General features: G+C 63.1%; 18 protein-coding genes. 10 read left to right on the top strand and 8 right to left on the bottom strand.

The window, feature by feature from the left end; all coding sequences use genetic code 11:
* Positions 1-13: 13 nt before the first annotated feature.
* A complete protein-coding gene (locus ACSVIK_RS24255; protein ID WP_442446698.1) occupies positions 14-919 on the bottom strand; it encodes an alpha/beta fold hydrolase in 906 nt (301 codons plus the stop codon).
* A gap of 1,085 nt (positions 920-2,004) precedes the next feature.
* Here ACSVIK_RS24255 and phhA point away from each other — a divergent pair.
* The 4 genes from phhA to ACSVIK_RS24235 all read left to right on the top strand — a co-directional run bounded on the left by phhA (position 2,005) and on the right by ACSVIK_RS24235 (position 4,875).
* Complete coding sequence (gene phhA / locus ACSVIK_RS24250; protein WP_442446697.1) at positions 2,005-2,790, top strand: phenylalanine 4-monooxygenase; 786 nt, start codon at positions 2,005-2,007, stop codon at positions 2,788-2,790.
* A gap of 135 nt (positions 2,791-2,925) precedes the next feature.
* Positions 2,926-3,279, top strand: a complete 354-nt coding sequence (locus tag ACSVIK_RS24245) for a 4a-hydroxytetrahydrobiopterin dehydratase (RefSeq protein WP_442446696.1) — start codon at positions 2,926-2,928, stop codon at positions 3,277-3,279.
* A complete protein-coding gene (locus ACSVIK_RS24240) occupies positions 3,276-4,472 on the top strand; it encodes an amino acid aminotransferase (protein WP_442446695.1) in 1,197 nt (398 codons plus the stop codon). Before ACSVIK_RS24245 ends, ACSVIK_RS24240 begins: the two co-directional genes overlap by 4 nt.
* A gap of 229 nt (positions 4,473-4,701) precedes the next feature.
* Positions 4,702-4,875 carry a hypothetical protein gene (locus tag ACSVIK_RS24235; protein ID WP_442446694.1) on the top strand — a complete coding sequence of 58 codons (174 nt, stop codon included), beginning with the start codon at positions 4,702-4,704 and terminating at the stop codon, positions 4,873-4,875.
* Positions 4,876-5,073: 198 nt separating this feature from the next.
* Here ACSVIK_RS24235 and ACSVIK_RS24230 read toward each other — a convergent pair whose 3' ends face one another.
* Together ACSVIK_RS24230 and ACSVIK_RS24225 are read right to left on the bottom strand one after the other, a co-directional pair.
* Positions 5,074-6,450: a GntP family permease gene (locus tag ACSVIK_RS24230; protein WP_442446693.1), complete on the bottom strand. Its 1,377-nt coding sequence runs from the start codon at positions 6,448-6,450 to the stop codon at positions 5,074-5,076.
* A 51-nt stretch (positions 6,451-6,501) separates the two neighbouring features.
* On the bottom strand, positions 6,502-7,035 hold the full coding sequence (locus ACSVIK_RS24225; RefSeq protein WP_442446692.1) for a gluconokinase: 534 nt from the start codon (positions 7,033-7,035) through the stop codon (positions 6,502-6,504).
* 283 nt (positions 7,036-7,318) lie between these two features.
* On the opposite strand from ACSVIK_RS24225, the gene ACSVIK_RS24220 reads away from it, so the two are divergent.
* From ACSVIK_RS24220 to ACSVIK_RS24195, 6 genes are all read left to right on the top strand, one after another.
* Complete coding sequence (locus ACSVIK_RS24220) at positions 7,319-8,350, top strand: LacI family DNA-binding transcriptional regulator (protein WP_442446691.1); 1,032 nt, start codon at positions 7,319-7,321, stop codon at positions 8,348-8,350.
* Positions 8,351-8,520: 170 nt separating this feature from the next.
* On the top strand, positions 8,521-9,159 hold the full coding sequence (locus ACSVIK_RS24215; RefSeq protein WP_442446704.1) for a bifunctional 4-hydroxy-2-oxoglutarate aldolase/2-dehydro-3-deoxy-phosphogluconate aldolase: 639 nt from the start codon (positions 8,521-8,523) through the stop codon (positions 9,157-9,159).
* Positions 9,160-9,349: 190 nt separating this feature from the next.
* Positions 9,350-10,978, top strand: a complete 1,629-nt coding sequence (locus ACSVIK_RS24210; RefSeq protein ID WP_442446690.1) for an NADP-dependent glyceraldehyde-3-phosphate dehydrogenase — start codon at positions 9,350-9,352, stop codon at positions 10,976-10,978.
* Between the two features lie 134 nt (positions 10,979-11,112).
* Positions 11,113-12,813 carry a two-component system response regulator gene (locus ACSVIK_RS24205; protein WP_442446689.1) on the top strand — a complete coding sequence of 567 codons (1,701 nt, stop codon included), beginning with the start codon at positions 11,113-11,115 and terminating at the stop codon, positions 12,811-12,813.
* Positions 12,810-17,276, top strand: a complete 4,467-nt coding sequence (locus tag ACSVIK_RS24200; protein ID WP_442446688.1) for a CHASE domain-containing protein — start codon at positions 12,810-12,812, stop codon at positions 17,274-17,276. The genes ACSVIK_RS24205 and ACSVIK_RS24200 overlap by 4 nt, the downstream gene beginning before the upstream one ends.
* Before the next feature lies 1 nt (position 17,277).
* Positions 17,278-18,210 carry a diguanylate cyclase domain-containing protein gene (locus tag ACSVIK_RS24195; protein ID WP_442446687.1) on the top strand — a complete coding sequence of 311 codons (933 nt, stop codon included), beginning with the start codon at positions 17,278-17,280 and terminating at the stop codon, positions 18,208-18,210.
* A 5-nt stretch (positions 18,211-18,215) separates the two neighbouring features.
* Here ACSVIK_RS24195 and ACSVIK_RS24190 read toward each other — a convergent pair whose 3' ends face one another.
* The 5 genes from ACSVIK_RS24190 to ACSVIK_RS24170 form a co-directional block, all read right to left on the bottom strand.
* Positions 18,216-18,416, bottom strand: coding sequence for a hypothetical protein (locus ACSVIK_RS24190; protein WP_442446705.1), 201 nt, complete (start codon positions 18,414-18,416; stop codon positions 18,216-18,218).
* Between the two features lie 52 nt (positions 18,417-18,468).
* Entirely contained in the window at positions 18,469-19,095 is a 627-nt protein-coding gene (locus ACSVIK_RS24185; RefSeq protein ID WP_442446686.1) for a glutathione S-transferase family protein, read from the bottom strand.
* Between the two features lie 143 nt (positions 19,096-19,238).
* On the bottom strand, positions 19,239-20,129 hold the full coding sequence (locus ACSVIK_RS24180) for a LysR family transcriptional regulator (RefSeq protein WP_442446685.1): 891 nt from the start codon (positions 20,127-20,129) through the stop codon (positions 19,239-19,241).
* The gene (locus ACSVIK_RS24175; RefSeq protein WP_442446684.1) at positions 20,126-21,049 is read right to left on the bottom strand and encodes a LysR family transcriptional regulator; all 924 of its coding nucleotides are present in this window, start codon (positions 21,047-21,049) and stop codon (positions 20,126-20,128) included. The genes ACSVIK_RS24180 and ACSVIK_RS24175 overlap by 4 nt, the downstream gene beginning before the upstream one ends.
* A gap of 20 nt (positions 21,050-21,069) precedes the next feature.
* Positions 21,070-21,254 (bottom strand): hypothetical protein (locus tag ACSVIK_RS24170; RefSeq protein ID WP_442446683.1); only part of this gene is annotated, 185 nt, incomplete at its 5' end.

The raw sequence follows: 21,254 nt of genomic DNA, 5'->3' as shown, positions 1-21,254 counted from the left end.
ATCCCTCCAGCGATCACACCAGCGAAGGTGACAGCTCCCTATGCACAGGCGCCCTGACCTCGGCTTCCAGGAAGGCCAGCACCGTCTTGCGCGACGTCAACCAGGCCGACTTGCTCTCCAGATCGAGGAAATGCCCAGCCCCCGGCACCACCGCGAAATGACTGTTGGTCACGTACTGGGCGAACTGCCGTGCATCCTCAGCGGTCGTGTACTCATCCCGCTCACCGTTGACGAACAATACCGGGATTTTTATCTGGGCAAAGCGCTCCACGTAATTCTTGGCACTCAGTTCACGAACCTGAGCGATATGGAATTCGATCTGCTGGTATTCGTGTTCGGCCAGACTGATCAGATGCTTGAAGTTATAAAGCTTGAACAGCCTGGGCAAATACTTGCCCACCGTGTCGTTGAGCAGACTGCCGATCTTGCGCTTGTCACGCGCAGCCAGATAAGCCTGGCCATTGTCGAGATAATCACGCATCGGCTCGTTGATCACCGGAGAAAAGGAACTGATGATCGCCCGCTCGACACTTGGTGGCGACTCGGCCAGTGCCAACATCGCCGACACCCCGCCCCAGGATACCGACAACAGATAATTGATCTGAAAGCGCTCGATCAGCTCGAGAATGATGCGAACTTCGTCCTCCTTGCTCACCACGCTGGCCAACTTGTTGTGCTCGCGCGACTTTCCAGCGAAAGGAAGATCGAACAGAACCAAGTTGAAGTGTGGTTGCAGGTATTTGACCGTTTGCCCGAACGACCCTGTGGTAGATAGCGCGCCATTGATCAGCAACAGGGTTTTGGCATGCTCACCACGCCAATACAGCTCCGTGTACACATTGAAACCCGCCGCAGTCAGTATCTTAGTTTCCATGCCCCAGCCTCCATAAATACGAAAAGTAAAAACATTCATTCTCATCGACAAACCTGAGCAAAACGTCAATAAAATGTCACAACAAGAATGAAAGCTTCGTGAAAGGTTTGGAATTCCGCTCCCCCCAGCAGAATTCCAAATTTTTATAGCGCAGCTAGATTGTGACCGACAAGTCAATGACGCCATTTTAAAGACGCTCTCCCAGAGCAGAAGCTGACCCCAGGGACAGCTTCATCGCTCAGGCAAGGCAGAACAAAAGACGTCATCGTCAACCATGATCGGACGCAGGGCGGAGAAGGTGGCTTTTTTCCTAGGCAGACTTTCTCGTGCAACAGAAATATCTGGTTACATAAACAAATGACAATAACAACGCGCCTTTTCGGCACTGTACAAGTTACTTTCCACCCAACGGCGCGCGTAAAGTTTTCATGACGTAAAAATAAACTTACAAAACATCTGGAAGTGTTCGTTAAATTGCCACGCATGCTGTCAGGATATCTGTACAGCCTGATCGCCTACCCCACCGCAGCGACCTCAGAACATTCTATTTACCAGGTCCACGCCAACTGACTGCTACTTGCTCAACAACAAGCAATAACACAGGCAGTAAAAGTGCAACGATATTTGCCACGCCGCCTTCACGAATCGACTTAGCGAATACACCCTGAACTTCCAAGGAATACCCAATAACTACGTCATCAACAAAACTTGCGCTTACTCAAAAACCATTGCCCCTGCCCATTATGGTGCACCTGTTACTACTTAATAACGCCGAACACCAATAACGACTGGCGCAACAAAAACGACGGAGACAGTACCTTGCTCTTTTCTCGCATGGGCAAAACGCCAGGACTCAAACCCAGGGTACGAACACCTCCCGAGCAAACTTCATCCTCTGCAACAGCCCGTCGATGGAAAATCCTCAGACGCGCAATCAGATCCGTAAAGAAAAATGTACAAGGCAACGAGCCGGAACCGCGAAAAAGCAGGGCGCCCAGCAAGACGTAAAGAAATAATTACAGAAACCTGCTGCCACTAGCCGCCGGCACACCCGGCAGGCCCTGGCTGCAGCCATCTGCCAGGGCCATGCTGCAAGGGACAAGAACAACAGCGCCCCGCAGGAGGCAGCGATGAAGAACACGCAGTACCAGGCCCGAGAGCCGGACGAGAGTGGCTTTATCCACTATCCCGAAAGCGAGCATCGGGTGTGGCATACCCTGATCACCCGCCAGCTCGAGGTGGTCAATGATCGCGCCTGCCAGGAATACCTGGATGGCATCGAACAACTCGGCCTGCCTCTGGAACGCATTCCCCAGCTCGGTGAAATCAACCGCGTGCTCGAGGCCAGCACGGGCTGGCGCGTGGCGCGGGTACCGGCGCTGATCCCCTTCCAGACCTTCTTCGAGCTGCTGGCCAGCAAGCAGTTTCCGGTCGCCACCTTCATCCGCACGCCCGAGGAACTGGATTACCTGCAGGAGCCGGACATATTCCATGAGATATTCGGCCACTGCCCCATGCTGACCAACCCCTGGTTCGCCGAATTCACCCACACCTACGGCAAGCTCGGCCTACGGGCCACGAAAGAGCAGCGCGTCTACCTGGCGCGCCTGTACTGGCTGACCATCGAGTTCGGCCTGCTCGACACGCCAGCCGGCCGGCGCATCTATGGCGGCGGCATCCTCTCCTCCCCACGGGAAACCCTCTACGCCCTGTCCGATGTACCCGAGCACCAGGCCTTCGACCCGCTGGAAGCGATGCGCACGCCCTATCGCATCGACATCCTGCAACCGGTGTATTTCGTCCTGCCGCAACTCAAGCACCTGTTCGAGCTGGCGCAACAGGACATCATGGCGCTGGTGCAGCAGGCCATGCAGCTCGGGTTGCACGCGCCGAAATTTCCGCCGAAGGCCGCGTGAGCGTTTGACGCCCTCGCCTGTCCATGCAAAGGGGGCGAACGCTTCACGCCCCCATGGCCGTGCCGGTGACGACTGCCCAGTGGTCTCACCAGGCGGCGATCCATACCACCCAGAATCCTACTCAGGAGTAGTGCCATGAGCCTTGCCCAAGCCCAATGCGAAGCCTGCCGCGCCGACGCGCCGAAAGTCACCGATGCCGAGCTGGCCGAGCTGATCCGCGAAATTCCCGACTGGAACGTCGAGGTACGCGGCGACCATATGGAGCTGGAGCGCGTCTACTTGTTCAAGAACTTCCGCCACGCCCTGGCCTTCACCAATGCCGTCGGCGCCATCGCCGAGGAAGTTGGCCACCACCCCGCCCTGCTCACCGAATGGGGCAAGGTCACCGTGACCTGGTGGAGCCACGAGATGCGCGGCCTGCACCGTAACGACTTCATCATGGCGGCGCGTACCGACGTACTGGCCGCCAACGCCGAGGGCCGCAAGTGAGCCATTTCGCCAGCGTCGCCCGCGTGCCGGGCGACCCTATCCTCAGCCTGATGCAGGCCTATCTCCTCGACAGCCACCCAGCCCGGCTGGATCTCGGTGTCGGCGTCTACAAGGACGCCCAGGGCCTGACGCCGATCCCAGGCGCGGTGAAGCTGGCCGAGCAGCGCCTGGTCGATAGCGAACTGAGCAAGACCTACATCGGCGGCCATGGCGATGCGCTGTTCGCCGAACGCCTCAGCCAGCTCGTACTGGGCGCCGACTCCCCGCTACTGACCGAGCAACGTGCCGGCACCACGCAGACGCCGGGCGGCACTGGTGCCCTGCGCCTGGCCGCCGACTTCATCCGTCACTGCCTGCCGGGGCGCGGTATCTGGCTCAGTGACCCGACCTGGCCGATCCATGAAACCCTGTTCGCCGAAACCGGGCTGGTGGTCGGTCACTATCCCTATGTCGACGCGAACAATCGCCTCGATGTGGAGGCCATGATCAGCGCCCTCACCCACCTGCCCAAAGGCGACGTGGTGCTGCTGCACGCCTGCTGCCACAACCCCACCGGCTTCGATCTGACCCCGCGTGACTTCAAGCGCGTGCTGGAGGTGGTCAAGGCGCGTGAGCTGCTGCCCTTGATCGACTTCGCCTACCAGGGCTTTGGCGATGGCCTGGAGCAGGACGCCTGGGCCGTACGCCTGTTCGCCGCCGAGTTGCCGGAATTGCTGATCACCAGCTCCTGCTCGAAGAACTTCGGCCTTTATCGCGAACGCACCGGCGCCCTGATCGTCTGCGCCGAAGATGCCGAAAAGCTCGTCGACATTCGCAGCCAGTTAGCCTTCATCGCCCGCAACCTGTGGTCGACGCCACCGGCCCATGGCGCCGCCGTGGTGGCCAGCATTCTCGGTGATGAAGAACTCAAGTGCCTGTGGCAAGAGGAGCTGGAGGGCATGCGCCTGCGCGTCGCCAGCCTGCGCCGCGGCCTGGTCGAAGCCCTGGCGCCGCACGGCCTGAGCCAGCGTTTCGCGCATATCGCCGAACAGCGCGGCATGTTTTCCTACACCGGCCTCTCCCCCCTGCAGGTACTGCGTCTGCGCGAAGCGTTCAGCATCTACCTGGTCGGCAGTGGCCGCGCCAACGTCGCCGGCCTGGATGCCAGCCGCCTGGAATACCTGGCGGCCGCCATCGCCCAGGTCTGCAACTGATCGATTCACAGCAGATGAAACCCGTCCTCGCGACGGGTTTTTACTGCGCCAACGCAGTGGTTTGAGCAAGCCAGCACCCGCCTACAGCAACCACGACAACGAAAATGCCGTTTCGCTCGTTGCATGCATGCAACAGTTAGTTACAAATACAGCGACTTAATTAGCTTGCTAACGAGGCGTATAAAAGAAATGCGACATATCGCCGCATCCGCATTTCGAGGAGACAGGCATGAACGTGATCGTGCATGAGCGTGACAACGAGCATCTTTCCCGCGAGGCCCGCGCCATGGGGATCGAGGTCTGGGATGTGCTTCAGAATGGCGAACTGGTCGGTATCTTCCGCTCTCAGGAAGAAGCCGATGCCTACCGCCAGGCGCTGGAAGAGGCGCAAGAACAAGGATGAACGGAGGCCGTTGCCGTTTCCCTCGAAACGGCAACGGCTTCGCCCAAGAGCACGATGCCGATGGACAGCATCGACATCGATACAGAGGCCTTGACAGGGCCAGCTAGATGATCAGCCCCAACTGGATGACGGCTTAGCAACCAAACGCCCCGATTGATTCGGGGCGTTTGCGTTGAACGCCAAGACCTGCAGGCTGCCTCAGAGCAGCAAACTGCCAATGAAAGCCAGGAGGAAGGCGATGCCACCGAGCAACGTCTCCATCACCGTCCAGGTTTTCAGGGTGGTCTTCTCGTCCATCTGCAGGAAGCGGCTGACCAACCAGAAGCCCGAGTCGTTGACGTGCGAAAGTACGGTCGCGCCACCGGCGATGGCGACCACGATGAAGCACAGGTCGAACTGGCTGAGCCCCGGTGTGACCGCCACGGTGGGCGCCATCAGCGCTGCCGCGGTGGTCAGCGCCACGGTCGCCGAGCCCTGCGCCACACGCAACGCGGCGGAGATGACGAAGGCCGCGACTATCACCGGCAAGCCGGTATCGGCCAGCAGCGACGACAACGCATCACCGATGCCGCTGGTGCGCAGCACGTTACCGAACATGCCGCCAGCGCCGGTCACCAGTACGATCGAGCAGATCGGCCCGAGCGCCCCTTCACAGGCTTTCTCCAGGTGCTTGGCACTGTAGCGACCGCTGAACATTGCCAATGCCAGGAAGGTGGTGAGCAACAGCGCCACGGGCGTCTTGCCCAGCATGCGCAGCAACTGCACCCAAGTATCGCTCGCCTGTACGTGGCCCGTTACCGTCAGGGTGTTGAGCCCGGTATCGAGGAAGATCAACAGCAACGGCAGCAACAGGATCGACAGCACCAGGGCGAAGCTCGGCGGCGCCACCGAGGCATCGCGCTCGACATCGGTGAGGAAGGTGCTCGGCAGCTTCACCTCGAAGCGCTTGCCGGCCCATTGCCCGAACAGATAGGCGCCGATGTACCAGGAAGGCAGCGCGATAAGGCCACCAACGAGCACCAGCAGGCCGATGTTGGCACCGAGCAGATCGGCAGCGGCGACCGGCCCCGGATGCGGCGGCACCAGCGCGTGCATGGCGGCGAAGGCGCCGGCCGCCGGCAAGGCATAGAGCAGGGTCGAGCCACCAAAGCGTTTGGCCACGCTGAAGATGATCGGCAGCATCACCACCAGCCCGGCATCGAAGAAGATGGGGAAGCCGAACAGCAGCGACGCTACCCCCAGTGCCAGCGGGGCGCGCCGCTCACCGAAGGTGCCGATCAGGGTATCGGCCAGTACCTGGGCGCCGCCGGTCATCTCCAGCAGGCGCCCGATCATGGCGCCCAGGCCGACCAGCAGAGCGACGGAAGCCAGGGTATTGCCGAAGCCGGTCAACAGCGTCGGCACCACCTGATCGTAGGGTATGCGCGTGACCAGCGCCGTGACGACGCTGACCAGCACCAGGGCGAGAAAGGCATGCACCTTCAGGCGCATGATCAACAGCAGCAGCAGGGCGACGGCACCTGCAGCGGTGAGCAACAACAGCGTGGCGTCGGGTGTGGAAGCCAGTGAGTTCATGGTCTACCTCATTATTCTTGTCGTAGAGCAATGCAATGGAACGAGGCGTGGTCAGGCTGGCCTCGCGAGAGCGTCCGTCGACCTCCACCAGCGCTCGGCCTCGAGGCTTAGCTGATCGACGGGCAAGGTGGCGTCGATCACCAAAGTCAGTGGCTCGACGTGTGGGGGTTCGAGGGCGGCGAACTGACTGTCGATCAGACTGGCCGGCATGAAGTGATCGGGGCGATTGGCGACCCGCTGCCCGGCCATTTCCCGGCTCAGCTGCAGATAGACGAAGCCCAGCCCGGGCAGCGCCTGGCGCAACTGCTGGCGATAGCTCTGGCGCAGCGCCGAACAGGTCAGCACGGCACGCCGGCCGCCAAGGGTGGCGTTGCGCAGCTCCTCGCCGAGGCGCTGCAGCCAGCCGGCGCGGTCATGGTCGTCGAGGGGGATGCCGGCACTCATCTTGGCGATGTTGGCAGCAGGGTGAAAGGCGTCGCCTTCGATGAACAGGGCATCGGCGCGGCGGGCGATGGCCTGCCCGACACTGCTCTTGCCACAGCCGGCAACACCCATGATCACCAGGGCAGGAATAGGTGGATGCATAAGCACCTCATAGAAGTAGCGCTATCTCAGATAGAGAAACGAAGAAAGCGCTCCATGAAATTGTATTTGTTCTCGCAACGGCCAGTAAATTCAGGATATCTCTGCCTTTCAGGCCTTCATGAGGTGCCAAGTCATTTGTAACACCTCAAAGACAGCGCTATCCTAGAACTGATATTTCACCTTGGCAAGCAGGCCCCGTCCCGGGCCGATGAACGCGCAGGGCTCGCGATTCAGGGCTCGAGTGCCGCAAAATACAAGAAACAGCAAAGGCGATACGCCCCTGATGAGCACGTCCAAGACAGGTAGAAGCACCCGTACCACGGGGCGCCCGACCCTCAACGAGGTGGCCCGCCAAGCCGGCGTCAGCCCGATCACCGCGTCGCGCGCGCTGCGCGGCATTCCCAGCGTTGCCGAAGAGCTGGTGCAGAAGGTACGCGAGGCCGCCAGCAAGCTGGGCTACGTGGCCAACCCGGCCGCCCGTGCCCTCGCCTCCTCGCACAGCCAGAGCATCGCCGTGATCGTGCCCTCGCTGACCAACCAGTTGTTCGTCGAAACCCTGGAAGCCATACACGCGGTGATGCGCCCACGCGGCCTGGAAGTGCTGATCGGCAATTCGCACTATTCACGCGACGAAGAAGAAGACCTGATCCGCAACTACCTGGCTCATCAGCCGCGCGGCATGCTGCTGACCGGCTTCGAGCGCACCGAGAGCGCACGGCGCCTGCTGGAATCCAGCGGCATCCCCTGCGTCTACATGATGGACATCGACCCCGGCGCCGGGCTGCACTGCGTCGGTTTCTCCCAGGTGCAGGCCGGTGCCTGCGCCGCCGAGCACCTGATCGGCCGTGGCCGTCGGCGCCTGGCCTTCGTCGGCGCGCAACTGGATCAACGCACCCTGCTGCGTGGCGAAGGCTTCCGTCGCGTACTGCAACGCGCCGGCCTCTATGACCCAACCCTGGAGGTGCTGACGCCACGGCAATCCACCGTCGGCCTGGGTTGCGAGTTGTTCGCCCGCCTGCTGGCCGAGCACCCGGATCTGGACGCCATCTTCTTCGGCAACGACGACCTGGCCCAGGGCGCCCTGCTCGAGGCCCTGCGCCAGGGCATCCGCATTCCCGAACGGCTCTCGGTGCTGGGCTTCAACGACCTGCAGGCTTCGGCCTTCAGCGTGCCGCGCCTGAGCAGCATTCGCACCCCGCGTGAAGCGATCGGTCGCCGCGCCGCCGAGATGCTGCTCGGCCTGATCGCCGGCGAAACACCGCCTGAGCAGGTGCACGACCTGGGCTTCGAGCTGATGCTGCGCGAAAGCACCTGAACCACAAGGCCATGCCGCCACGCCCTGTTGCGTTGCGGCATGGCAAGCGAAGATAGCGCTACCTCAACCTGGCCGCCACGAGCGTGCCATAGCAATGGAGGCCTGGCCTCCGAGGATTGAAGATGAACCACCCGCAACGCCACCCGCCTCTCGACACCCAGGCACCGCAGATGGGGGATCAGATCGCCCGTATCGACCAGCTTTGCGCGGCTGCGCGCATCCTCCCGGTGATCAGGATCGAACGCGAAGCGGACATTCTGCCCTTGGCCGACGCCCTGGCCGCCGGCGGTCTGCACACCCTGGAAATCACCCTGCGCTCGGCACTCGGTCTGAGCGCCATCGCCCTGCTGCGCAAGCAGCGCCCACAGCTCTGCATCGGCGCCGGCACGGTGCTCGACGAACAGATGTTGCAGCAGGCAGTGGCGGCAGGCGCCGAGTTCATCGTCACGCCCGGCTGCACTCAGGCATTGTTGGAAGCCGGCCTGCAATCGCCTGTTCCCCTGCTGCCCGGCATCAGTAGTGCTTCGGAAATCATGCTCGGCTATAACCTGGGCTATCGCCGCTTCAAGCTGTTCCCTGCCGAACTGGCCGGCGGCGTCGCGGCCCTCAAGGCCTTCGCTGGCCCCTTCGGCAACGTGCGCTTCTGCCCTACGGGTGGCCTCAACCCCGGCAATCTGCAACGCTACATGCAGCAACCCAACGTGATGTGCGTCGGCGGTTCGTGGATGCTCGACGACACCTGGGTGCGCAACGGCGACTGGCAACGCATCACCCAGGCCAGTGCAGAGGCCCTGCAACTGCTGGCCTGAGCGAATGGCCTGCCTCTATTTCTCGCTAGCTGGCCGTTGAAAAACGTAGGCGAGGCAGGCTGGCCTAGGCAAAAACAGCCGAGAAAGCGCAGTTTACGTGTTGTAAATGAGCATTTTGAGGCTGTTTTTAACAACGGCCAGGCAACGCAGATAGTTTTTCAACAGCCTGCTAAATGAAAGGACTGCAAGCATGAACATAGAAACCCGCCTGAACAGCCTCTTCCCCAGCGCCGCCGAAATTCCCGAGCAGTACCGCCTGGACACCCCGATCGAACAGCGCGACTACCTGCTCGATGGCCAGTTGCACACCTGGCAGGGCCCGCTGGCCAGCGTGCGCAGCCCGGTGTGCCTGACCCGCGACGACGGCCAGACCGAACAAGTGGTGCTCGGCAGCGCCCCGCTGATGGACGCCGATGCCGCTCTGGCCGCGCTGGATGCCGCCGTGCGCGCCTACGACAATGGCCAGGGCCTGTGGCCGAACCTGCGGGTGGCCGAGCGCATCCGCCATGTGCAGGACTTCCTCGCGCGCATGCGCCAGCAGCGCGACGCCGTGGTGCGCCTGCTGATGTGGGAAATCGGCAAGAGCCTGAAAGACGCCGAGAAAGAGTTCGACCGCACCTGCGACTACATCGTCGACACCATCGACGAGCTGAAGAAGCTCGACCGTCGCTCCAGTCGCTTCGAGCTGGAACAGGGCACCCTCGGCCAGATCCGCCGCGCGCCGCTGGGCGTGGCGCTGTGCATGGGCCCCTACAACTACCCGCTGAACGAAACCTTCACCACCCTGATCCCGGCGCTGATCATGGGTAACACTGTGGTGTTCAAGCCGGCCAAATTCGGCGTGCTGCTGATCCGCCCGTTGCTCGAAGCCTTCCGCGACAGCTTTCCGCCGGGCGTGATCAACGTCATCTACGGCAAGGGCCGCGACACCGTCAGCGCCCTGATGGCCAGCGGCAAGGTGGACGTGTTCGCCTTCATCGGCACCAACAAGGGCGCCAGCGACCTGAAAAAACTGCACCCGCGCCCGCACCGCCTGCGCGCCGTGCTCGGCCTGGACGCGAAGAACCCCGGCATCGTCCTGCCCCAGGTGGATCTGGACAACGCCGTGGAAGAAGCCGTGACCGGCGCCCTGTCGTTCAATGGGCAGCGCTGCACCGCGCTGAAAATCCTCTTCGTCCACCGCGCCGTGCTGCAACCCTTCCTCGAACGCTTCAGCGCCAAGCTGGCTGCGCTCAAGCCGGGCATGCCCTGGGAGCCAAGCGTGGCGCTGACGCCGCTGCCCGAACCGGGCAAGGTCGACTACCTGAACGGCCTGCTGCAGGACGCCTTGAGCAAGGGCGCCCAGGTGATCAACGAGGGCGGCGGCAGCCAACGCGAAACCTTCTTCTATCCGGCCCTGCTCAGCCCGGTCAGCGCGGACATGCGCCTGTACCACGAAGAGCAGTTCGGCCCGCTGATTCCGGTGGTGCCCTACGACGAGATCGGCGAAGTGATCGACTACGTGCTGCACTCCGACTACGGTCAGCAGCTCAGCCTGTTCGGCAACGACCCGGCGCAGGTCGGCCAGTTGATCGATGCCTTCGCCAACCAGGTTGGCCGCATCAACGTCAACGCCCAGTGCCAGCGCGGCCCGGACAGCTACCCCTTCAACGGGCGCAAGAACTCGGCCGAGGGCACCCTGTCGGTGTATGACGCGCTGCGCGTGTTCTCCATCCGCACCCTGGTGGCCACCCGTGACCAGGAGGCCAACAAGGCGCTGTTCAGCGCCATCATCCAAGGGCGCCACTCGAGCTTCCTGACCACCGACTACATCTTCTGATGCCTCGCCCCGCGTACCAAGGTGATGCTCGGGGCCAGGACTCCCGCCCTGCCATAAGGTCGCAGCCGAAGGCCGCGCATGCCCATCAAGTCTGAACTATCCTCCTTTCAATTGCAGCTTTCGGCCCTTTCTAGATGCCTGAAAACAGATTCGATCCCACGCCGGTCATCCTCATAGTCGACGATCAACCCAGTGACGCCAGGATTCTGCGCGAAGCGGTTGGCGAACTGGCTCAGGTGCATATCGTGCATGACAGTCACCAGGTTCTGGAGGCGGCCCGTTTTTACCGCCCGGACGTGGTGCTGCTGGATATCGAAATGCCCGGCATGAGCGGCTTCGAGCTGTGCAGCCTGATCAAGGCCGATCCCAAGCTGTGCGATGCCGCCATCCTCTTCGTCACGGCCCATACGCATACGGATAACGAAATTCGGGCGCTGGATTTCGGTGGCATCGATTTCATCCAGAAGCCCCTGAGCATCCCGGTGGCCCGCGCCCATATCCGCGCTCACCTCAACCTGCGCGCCGAGGCCAAGCGTCTGGCCTATGTCGATGCCCTGACCGGCCTGCCCAACCGCATGCTGCTGCGCGACCGCGCCGAACAGATGCTGCAGAAGGCCCGACGTAACGGCAGCCAACTCGCCGTGCTGCTGCTGGATCTGGACAACTTCAAGGGCATCAACGACTCCCTGGGGCATTCCACAGGCGATCTGATTCTCCGCGAAGTCGGTCAGCGCCTGAACCAGGCAGCCCGTGACCTGGATACCGTCAGCCGCCAGGGCGGCGATGAATTCGTGATCCTGGTGACCGATATCCAGCGCTCAGAAACCATCAGCGACCATGTGGAACGCCTGCTGAACATCATCGCTCAACCGATGAAGGTGGCCGGCAATCGCTATGACCTCTCCGCCTGCATCGGCATCAGCGTCTTTCCCGACGACGGTGCGGATATCGAAACCCTCTACCGCCAGGCCGACTCGGCGATGTACCAGGCCAAGCAGGAAGGCCGTAACCGCTACCGTTTCTTCTCCAACAGCATCGAAAGCACGGCCCGTGCTCGCCATCTGCTCGAACGCCATATGCGCAATGCCCTGGAATCGGGCGTGTTCGAGGTGTACTACCAACTGCGCGTCGACGTGAGCAGCGGGCAAAGCTGCGGCATGGAGGCGCTGATCCGTTGGCGACACGAAGAAAACGGCATGATCTCCCCGGCGGAATTCATCCCCCTGGCCGAGGAAACCGGCCTGATCGTGCCGATCGGCAAACTGGTGCTGCGCAAGGCCTGCCGCGATGCCAAGCGCCTGCTCGAACTCGGCCAGCGCCTGTGCGTGAGCGTCAACATCTCGGTGATACAGTTTCGCGAAGCCTCCTTCATCGGCATGATCACCGAGGCGCTCAAGGAATCAGGGCTGCCCCCGCAACTGCTCGAGCTGGAAATCACCGAAGGCGTGCTGGCCCGCGATGTGGATGAGGCGCGCAGCCTGCTGGAGAGCCTCAAGCAGATGGGCGTACGCATCGCCATCGACGATTTCGGCACCGGGTACTCCAGCCTCTCCTACCTCAAGAAACTGCCGATCGACGTGCTCAAGATCGACCAGAGCTTCGTCCGCGACATGCTCACCGACCCAAGCGATGCCGCGATCATCGAAGCCATCGTACGCATGGGCCAGGCGCTAGGCATGCAACTGGTGGCAGAGGGCGTGGAGCAACCCGAGCAGTCACAGAAGCTGCTGGCCCTGGGCTGTGAACTGATGCAGGGTTTCCACTACTGCCGCCCCATGCCTTTCGCGCAACTGTGCGACACCCTCGGCCTGCAAACCGATGTGGACAAGCGATGAAGACAGGGACACTCTCGGTGCGGCGTGCCGTCCTGCTCAGCCTCGCTGCGGGCATGGCACTGACCGCACTGGTGACCGGCGTGCTGCAACAAAGCAACCAGCAACGCCTGCAAGACGCCTTGAGCACTGCCACCGAGCGTGCGGCGGACGTGGTCACCAAGCGTATCGAGCTCTACCAGTATGGGTTGCGCGGCGCACGGGGGGCAGTGCTGGCCAGTGGCGAGAATGGCATCAGCCGCGAAGGCTTCATCAACTACAGCAAGACGCGCGATGTCGCTCGGGAATTCCCTGGAGCACGGGGCTTCGGCTTCATTCGCCGCGTACCGGTGCAACAGCAGGAGAGCTTCCTGGCGAGGGCACGGGCCGACGGCATGCCCGACTTCCAGATCCGCCAACTGGCCCCGCATGAGGGTGAGCGCTTCGTCATCCAGTACATCGAGCCCGTCGCGAACAATCGCCAGGCGGTGGGGCTCGATATCGCCTCCGAGCACAACCGTCGCAGCGCCGCCATGGCCGCCATGGCCAGCGGCGAAGTGCGCATTACCGGCCCCATCACCCTGGTGCAGGCCACTGGCAACCCACTGCAATCCTTTTTGATCCTGCTGCCGATCTACCGTGGTGCGGTGACCCCAGATACAGTGGCTGAGCGCATGGAAAAGGGCATCGGCTGGAGCTACGCGCCCCTGCTCTCGGAAGAAGTGCTGCGGGGCCTGAAACTCGACCGTGAAGGCCTGCACCTGCAATTGAGCGACATCACCGATGCCGATCAGCCGGTGAACTTCTTCGATCAGCACCCCACTGCGCATTCTGATGAAGAGGTTGCCAGACATGCAGTATCGCGGCAGGTCTATGGTCGGCAGTGGCAGATCGAACTGCACGCCACCAGCGCCTTCGTCAAACAACTGAACCTGATCCCCACGCAAGTCGCAGCAATGACCGGCGCCCTGCTCAGCCTGTTGCTGGCGGCGTTGACCGGGGTGATCCTGATCAACCGCCAACGCCACCGGCAGATCGTCATCGAGCAGGCCCGCTCGGCGGCCATCGTGGAGAACTCCAGCGATGGCATCATCGGGCAGAACCTCGATGGCACGGTGGTGAGCTGGAACCAAGGCGCCGAGCGCATCTTCGGTTACAGCGCAGCGGAAATCATCGGTCGCCCCCTGGTGGGCCTGACCATTCCCGAGCATCTCGCCGATGAGGAACGCAACGCCTTGCAGCGCATCGCCGCACGCAAGCCGGTGGACAATTTCGACACCCTGCGTCAGCACAAGGACGGCCACCTGCTGGATGTTTCCGTCTCGGTGTCGCCGCTGGTCGATCACACCGGCGCCCTGATCGGCCTGTCCAAGACCGTGCGCGACATCTCGGCGCAGAAAGCGGCGCAAGCGCACATTCTCGAACTCAATGCCAGCCTCGAAGAACAGGTTGGCGAACGTACCGAGGAGCTGCGCGAACTCAACGTGCTGCTCAACACCGTGCTGCAGTCGGCATCTGAAATCTCGATCATCGCCACCGACCTCGATGGCGTGATCACCGTCTTCAACCACGGCGCCGAGCGCCTGCTGGGCTATGCAGCCGAGGACGTGGTAGGCGTAGAGACCCCGGCAATCTTCCACCTCGCCGAGGAGGTTCAAGCCCGCGGCGAAGAACTCAGCGAAGAATACGGCCAGCCCATCAGCGGCTTTCGCGTGTTCGTGCACAAGCCCGAGCGCGGAGAAATCGAAAACCGCGAGTGGACCTACGTGCGCAAGGATGGCTCGCGCCTCTCCGTGAAGCTGCTGGTCACCACCATGCGCGATGCCAGTGGCAACCTGGTCGGCTACCTGGGCATCGGGCTGGATCTGTCCAAGGAGTTGCAACTGCGCCGCGAAGCCCTCGCTGCACGCGACCAGATGGCGCTGGCGGCCAAGGTCGCCGAACTCGGCATCTGGTCCTGGACACCGGCGGACAACCGCCTACAGTGGAACGACCGCATGTTCGAGCTCTACGGCTACCCGCTGCAACTGCGCGAGCAAGGGCTCGGCTATGAGCACTGGCGCGACCGAGTACACCCCGAGGATCTGGCAGCCACCGAAGCCAAGCTGCAGGACGCACTGACTGGCTGGGCGTCCTTCGACCAGGTGTTCCGCGTCGTCAGACCCGACGGCCAGGTGCTGTATATCCAACCTGGCGCCCATGTCGAGCGTGACGAGCGAGGCAACCCCGTCATGATCACCGGGATCAACCGCGACATCACCGCTCAACTGCATCTGGAAGCGGGCCTGCGTAATGCCAAGGAACAGGCCGATGCCGCCAGCGCGGCCAAAAGCGCCTTCCTGGCCAACATGAGCCACGAGATTCGCACGCCGATGAATGCGGTGCTGGGCATGCTGCAACTGGTGCAGGCCACCGAACTCAACCCACGCCAGCTCGACTACGTGCTCAAGGCACAAGGGGCCGCGCACTCCCTGCTCGGCCTGCTCAACGACATTCTCGACTACTCGAAGATCGAGGCCGGCAAGTTGCAACTGGATCCGCACGACTTCGAGCTGGAACCCATGCTGCGTGACCTGGCGGTGGTACTGGCCGGCAACCAGGGCGGCAAGGACATCGAGGTGATGTTCGACATCGACACCGCCCTGCCTGGCGTATTGCGGGGCGACAGCCTGCGCCTGCAGCAGGTGCTGATCAACCTGGCCGGCAATGCCCTCAAGTTCACCGAACAGGGCCAGGTGGTGGTCAGCCTGCAGCAACTGCAACGCGACGCCGAGCAGGTCAGGGTGCGTGTGGCCGTGAGCGATACCGGCATCGGCATCAGCGACTACCAGTTGCAGCGCATCTTCGAGGGCTTCACCCAGGCGGAAGCCTCCACCACCCGCCGCTATGGCGGCACCGGGCTGGGCCTGGTGATCTGCAAGCGCCTGGTGGAACTGATGGGTGGCACGCTGCAGGTGGACAGCCAGATCGGCGCCGGCAGCCGCTTCTGGTTCGACATCGACCTGGGCGCCAGCAACGGCGGCGACCTGCTAGTACAAACCCGCAGCGATTCGGAGCACCTGCGCGTGCTCATCGTCGATGACAACCCGATGGCGCTGCAGTTGCTGCAGCAGACCATCCTCGACCTGGGCTGGCAGGCCGATACCGCCGCCAGCGGCGAAGAAGCGCTGCGCTGCGTGCAGCAGGCGCAGCCGCCCTACGATATCGTTCTGCTGGACTGGCGCATGCCCGAGATGGATGGGCTGGAAGTGGCGCAGCGCATGCGCGCCAGCAGCATGGAGAATCGCCCACCGCCCACGGTCATCATGATCACCGCCCATGGCCGTGAGGTACTGGCCGACCGCCATAGCGAGGCCGATGCGCCGTTCGCCGGTTTTCTCACCAAGCCGGTCACCCCGCGTCAACTGGTCGCCGGCATCCTCCAGGCGCACCATGGCAGCAGCGGCGAGCCACCGGTACCCGGTTACCAACTGGGGCAGCGCCTGCAGGGGCTGCGCCTGCTGGTGGTGGAGGACAACGCGCTGAACCGCCAGGTCGCCCGCGAGCTGCTGGCCGGTGAAGGTGCCGAAGTCAGCCTCGCCGAAGGTGGGCTGGAGGGCGTGCAGATGGCCTTGAACAGCCACCCCGCCTTCGATGCCATTCTCATGGACATCCAGATGCCGGACATCGATGGCCTGGAGGCCACGCGGCGCATCCGCCAGCATGCGGCGCACCAGGCTCGGCCGATCATCGCCATGACCGCCAACGCCTCCAATGCCGACCGCGATCACTGCCTGGCGGCCGGCATGAACGACCATGTCGGCAAGCCGATCGACATCGACAAGCTGGTTGCGGTGATCCGTCAGTGGTGCGGTCTGCAAGCCACGCAGACGACACCGCCCACGGAGCAGGATGCGCCTCTGGAAGACCAGGCCGCCATCCTCAAACGCTTCGGCGGTAACCTCACGCTACTGCGCTCCATGCTGGCGGCCGTTCCCGCCGACCTGCAGCAGCAGCTCGAGCAGTTGCAGGCGCACCTGCAGCAGCGTGACCTGCGAGCCGTGCTCAGAAGCCTGCATACCCTCAAGGGCAGCTCCGGCACCATGGGCGCGCAACGCCTCTCGGCACGCCTCGCCGAGTTGGAACGACAGGTCGCAGAAGATGCCGCCCCGTTCTTCGAGGACAGCGCCTGGCTCGATGATCTGCGCCAGCAACTGGGCGAGAGCTGTGAGCGTTTGCAGGCAATGTTCGGTACCAACGCTGCGCCGGCAGAACCAACGCTCGCCCCTGACCAGACGGGCGAGTGGGAGCAAGCTCTGCAAGCCCTTGACCTGCAACTACAACAGGGCAACCTGGACGCCCTCGAATCGGTACAGGCCCTGGCCGCGCAGATACCCCAGCAGTGGCGTGACCGTGTAGATGCCATTCGTCAGGCCGTGGATGCGCTGGACTTCGCACAGGCGCGGCAACTGCTTCATGCATTACAGCATGCGATACAAGGTGATTGATTTGGAGCGACTGCAAACTTACCTCCATGAGCGCCCGAAACTGCTGGTCGTCGACGACCAGGCGCTGAACATCCGTCTGCTGCACGAACTGTTTCGTGCCGACTGCGAGGTCTACATGGCCACCAGTGGCGAGCAGGCGCTGCAGATGAGCCGCGACCTCGCCCCGGATCTGATCCTGCTCGACGTGATGATGACGGACATTGACGGCCACGAGGTGTGCAGGCGCCTCAAGGCGACGCCCGAAACCCGCGATATTCCGGTGATCTTCGTCACCGGCAAGGATAACGTGGACGACGAAGCCATCGGCTTCGAGCTGGGCGCGGTGGATTACATCCGCAAGCCCTTTCACTCGCTGGTGGTACGCGCCCGGGTGATGAACCACCTGAAGCTGAAACTGCAGAGCGACGTGCTGCGCAAGATGGCCGTGCTCGACGGGCTGACCGGCATCACCAATCGCCGTGGCTTCGACGAACGCTTCGCCGCAGCCCGGGCTCATGCCCTGCGCGAGCAACAGCCGCTGTCGCTGTTGATGATCGATGTCGATTACTTCAAGAAGTACAACGACCTCTACGGCCATCTGCAGGGCGACCAGTGCCTGCGCGAGGTCGCCCAGGCGCTCAACACCACGGTGCGCCGCCCTCACGACCTGGTGGGCCGCTTGGGCGGCGAGGAGTTCGCCGCTCTGCTGCCGGACACCGACGAAGCCGGTGCCCTGACAGTGGCGGAGCAGCTACAAGCGGCGATCCAGCAACTGGATATCGAACATCGCGCCTCCGACGTAGCGGACAGACTGACCCTGTCCATCGGCGCGGCCATCCGCTTGCCGAGTTCGACGGCCAGCCTCGAACAACACCTCAAATGGGCCGACGAGCAGCTCTACCGAGCCAAGAGCGAGGGGCGAAACCGTACCTGTGTCCAGGCCTACGGCACCTGAAACCATCAGAGTTCCAGCTGCAGTGGCTCGCCTGTAGCCGGCACCGCACAACAGATCAGTACGCTGCCATCATCCTGCGGTAACTCGGCCGGCGGATTGGGGTAATGCACCTGGCCCTCCATGCGTTCGGCGACGCCGACCTGTTCCTGCAGTCGTCTTTCACCGGCGCGCCAGGGTGACTGCCGCTGGCTGGGGAGCTGTTGCATGTTGCGCCCTCCTTCAGAAGTGCTGCCGGTGTAGCCGGGCAGCAGTTGCCCGTCAGGCCTGCAGACCAGCGGCCGTAGGCGGCATCGGCACGAACCCAGGCAGCGCCTCGATACGCGCCAGCCAGGCGCGGATGTTCGGATAGGGCTCCAGCGAGACGTTGCCCTCCGGCGCATGGGCGATGTACGAGTAGTTGGCGACGTCGGCGATGCTCGGCTTGTCGCCGGTCAGGAACGGCGTTTCGCTCAGCTCGCCCTCCATCACGGCGAACAGCGCATGGGCGCGGTTGATCACTTCGTCGGTATTGAACGAGGCGCCGAACACGGTGACCAGGCGCGCCGCAGCCGGGCCGAAGGCCACAGGCCCGGCGGCAACCGACAGCCAGCGCTGTACGCGGGCGGCGGCGGCCGGCTCCTGCGGCAGCCAGTCGTCATTGCCATAGCGCTTGGCAAGGTAGACGAGAATGGCGTTGGAATCGCTGACGATGGTGCCGCCATCGTCGATCACCGGCACCTGGCCGAAGGGGTTGAGGGCGAGGAACTGCGGTGTCTTCTGCTCGCCCTTGGCCAGGTCGACGAAGATCAGCTCGCTGGGCAGTTGCAACAGCGAGAGCATCAGCTCGGCGCGGTGGGCATGGCCGGAACGGGGAAAGTTGTACAGCTTGATGGCGGGACGGGACATGGGATGGCTCCTTGGCAAAGTTCGGATGAACTCATCGCGAGACGACGCCAGGCATTCGCGACGATGGAGCCATGTTCACCTCATCCACGCCCGATAAGAATCACCATACCGAGCAATCCACCATTTCAGTTTCTGCAATCTACTCAGACCTGAAAGGCCGGGTGAGCGCGCAAGCGCGGCACGGCGAAGTCGAGGAAACTGCGCACCCGCGCGGCGGCACGGCGCCCTTCGCGGTAATACAGTTGCACGGGTAGGGGCGGCGCGGCGAAGTCCTCCAGCACGCTCGATAGTTGCCCGCTCTGCAACTCCTGGTGGGCCTCGTAGCTCAGGCAGCGAGTCAGACCGAAACCGGCCAGCGCCGCACGGATGGCCGCCTGCGGCGTGTTGCAGATCAGCCGCGGCGTAAACCTCACCACAGAATCGGCGAAACGCCACTCGCCGCCATGGCCGGTCGATGAGGTGGCGATGATGCGGTGGCCCGGCAACTCATCCGGGCTGGCAGGCCAGCCGCAGCGTTCCAGATAGGCCGGCGCCGCACAGACCAGCGGCCGTACCTGCCCCAGCGGTATGGCGAAAGCGGACGAACTGGGCAGATGACCGACCACCACCGCAAGGTCGATGCCCTCCTCCAGCAACCTGGGCAGCTCTTCGCGCGCCAAGGTGGTCAGGCACACCTCGGGGAAAGCCGCCAGGTAGTCGACCGCGATAGGTGTGAGCACCTGGTGCGTCATCAGCAGCGGCAAGGCCAGGGTCAGGTGCCCTGCCGGCCTGGCGTGCAGCCCGGTCACCGAGTGCTCGGCCTCCTCCAGGCGCTGCAGGATGCCTTGGCAACGGCTGGCGAAGTGCGCACCCAGCGGGCTCAACTGGACGCCATGTGGCCCACGTCGCAACAGTCGGCTGCCCAGGCGCTGCTCCAGGGCATTCAGGGTGCGCATCACCGTGGCCTGCGACAGTTGCAGTGCCCTGGCCGCAGCGGCCAGGCTGCCTGCCTCGGCCACGGCGAGAAACACCTGCATCTCCCGGTGCTGGCTCATGCGGCAGGCGCCGCCCCGGCTGCGCGCAGGGCCGGATCGGCGCGAAAGCTCGCCGCGCAGAAATCGACGAAGGTGCGCACCTTGGCCGCTACCTGACGCCCGCCCTGATGAATGATGTGCACCGGCAAGGCCGGAGGCTCGAAGGCTTCGAGCACCAGCTCGATCTCGCCACGGGCCACCGCGGCAGCCACCTGGTAAGACAGCACGCGGGTATAGCCCCAGCCCAGGCGCGCCGCACTGATCGCCGCCTGGTTGGAGCTGACGGTGAAGCGTGGCGCAGGGGTGAAGCCGAAACCGCCATCGGCGCCAACGAAGTTCCAATGCGTCAGCAGACCGCTGGCACTGGACATGACGATGGGCGCATCGCGCAACTCATCCGGATGCTGCGGTCGACCGACCCGGTCGAGAAAAGCGGGCGATGCGCACACCACCGGGCGAATCTGCCCGACCTGCAACGCAGGATGATCACCCTCGGGCAACGAACCGATGCGCACGGCGACGTCGATGCCCTCCTCCATCATGTTCACCACGCGGTCGACCAGCAGCGCGTTGATTTCCACATCCTGATAGGTATCGAGGTACTGGGCGATACGCGGGATCAGGAACAGCTCACCGAACATCACCGGCGCGGTCACGGTGAGCCGACCTCGCGGCCGCACGCTGCCACCGGCGGCCAGCTCCTCGGCCTCTTCCAGCTCCAGCAGGATGCGCCGGCAATCCTCGACATAGCGCTGGCCGGCCTCAGTCAGGCGCAGGCTACGCGTACTGCGCGCCAGCAGCAGCGTACCCAGGCGTGCCTCCAGCGCAGCAACGGCGCGGGTCACGCTGGGCGGCGAAATACCCAGCAGCTTGGCACCGCCGGCGAAGCTCTCGGCTTCGGTGACCGCCAGCAACACCCGCATTTCCTGAAACCTGTCCATCTTCACCGCCTGGTTCGTCGTTACACCGGCACAGAATAAGGCTCTTCGCGGAATATCGAGAACGTCAGTTTTGACAGCGGGCTGGCAAGTTTTTGTGTTTTTTGTGTTTTGGACGCCGCTGCGGTGTTTTCAGATATTCCGGGTTTCGCCCCCTCGGGCGACTCACTTTTCTTTGAAATCGGATTGCCGCCCAGCGCAAAGAAAA

Origin of the sequence: Pseudomonas sp. NCHU5216 (assembly GCF_052156495.1) — a bacterium.
GTDB lineage: Bacteria > Pseudomonadota > Gammaproteobacteria > Pseudomonadales > Pseudomonadaceae > Aquipseudomonas.
Note: the sequence above shows the minus strand (reverse complement) of the source record. Positions and strands in the feature narration are given on the sequence as shown.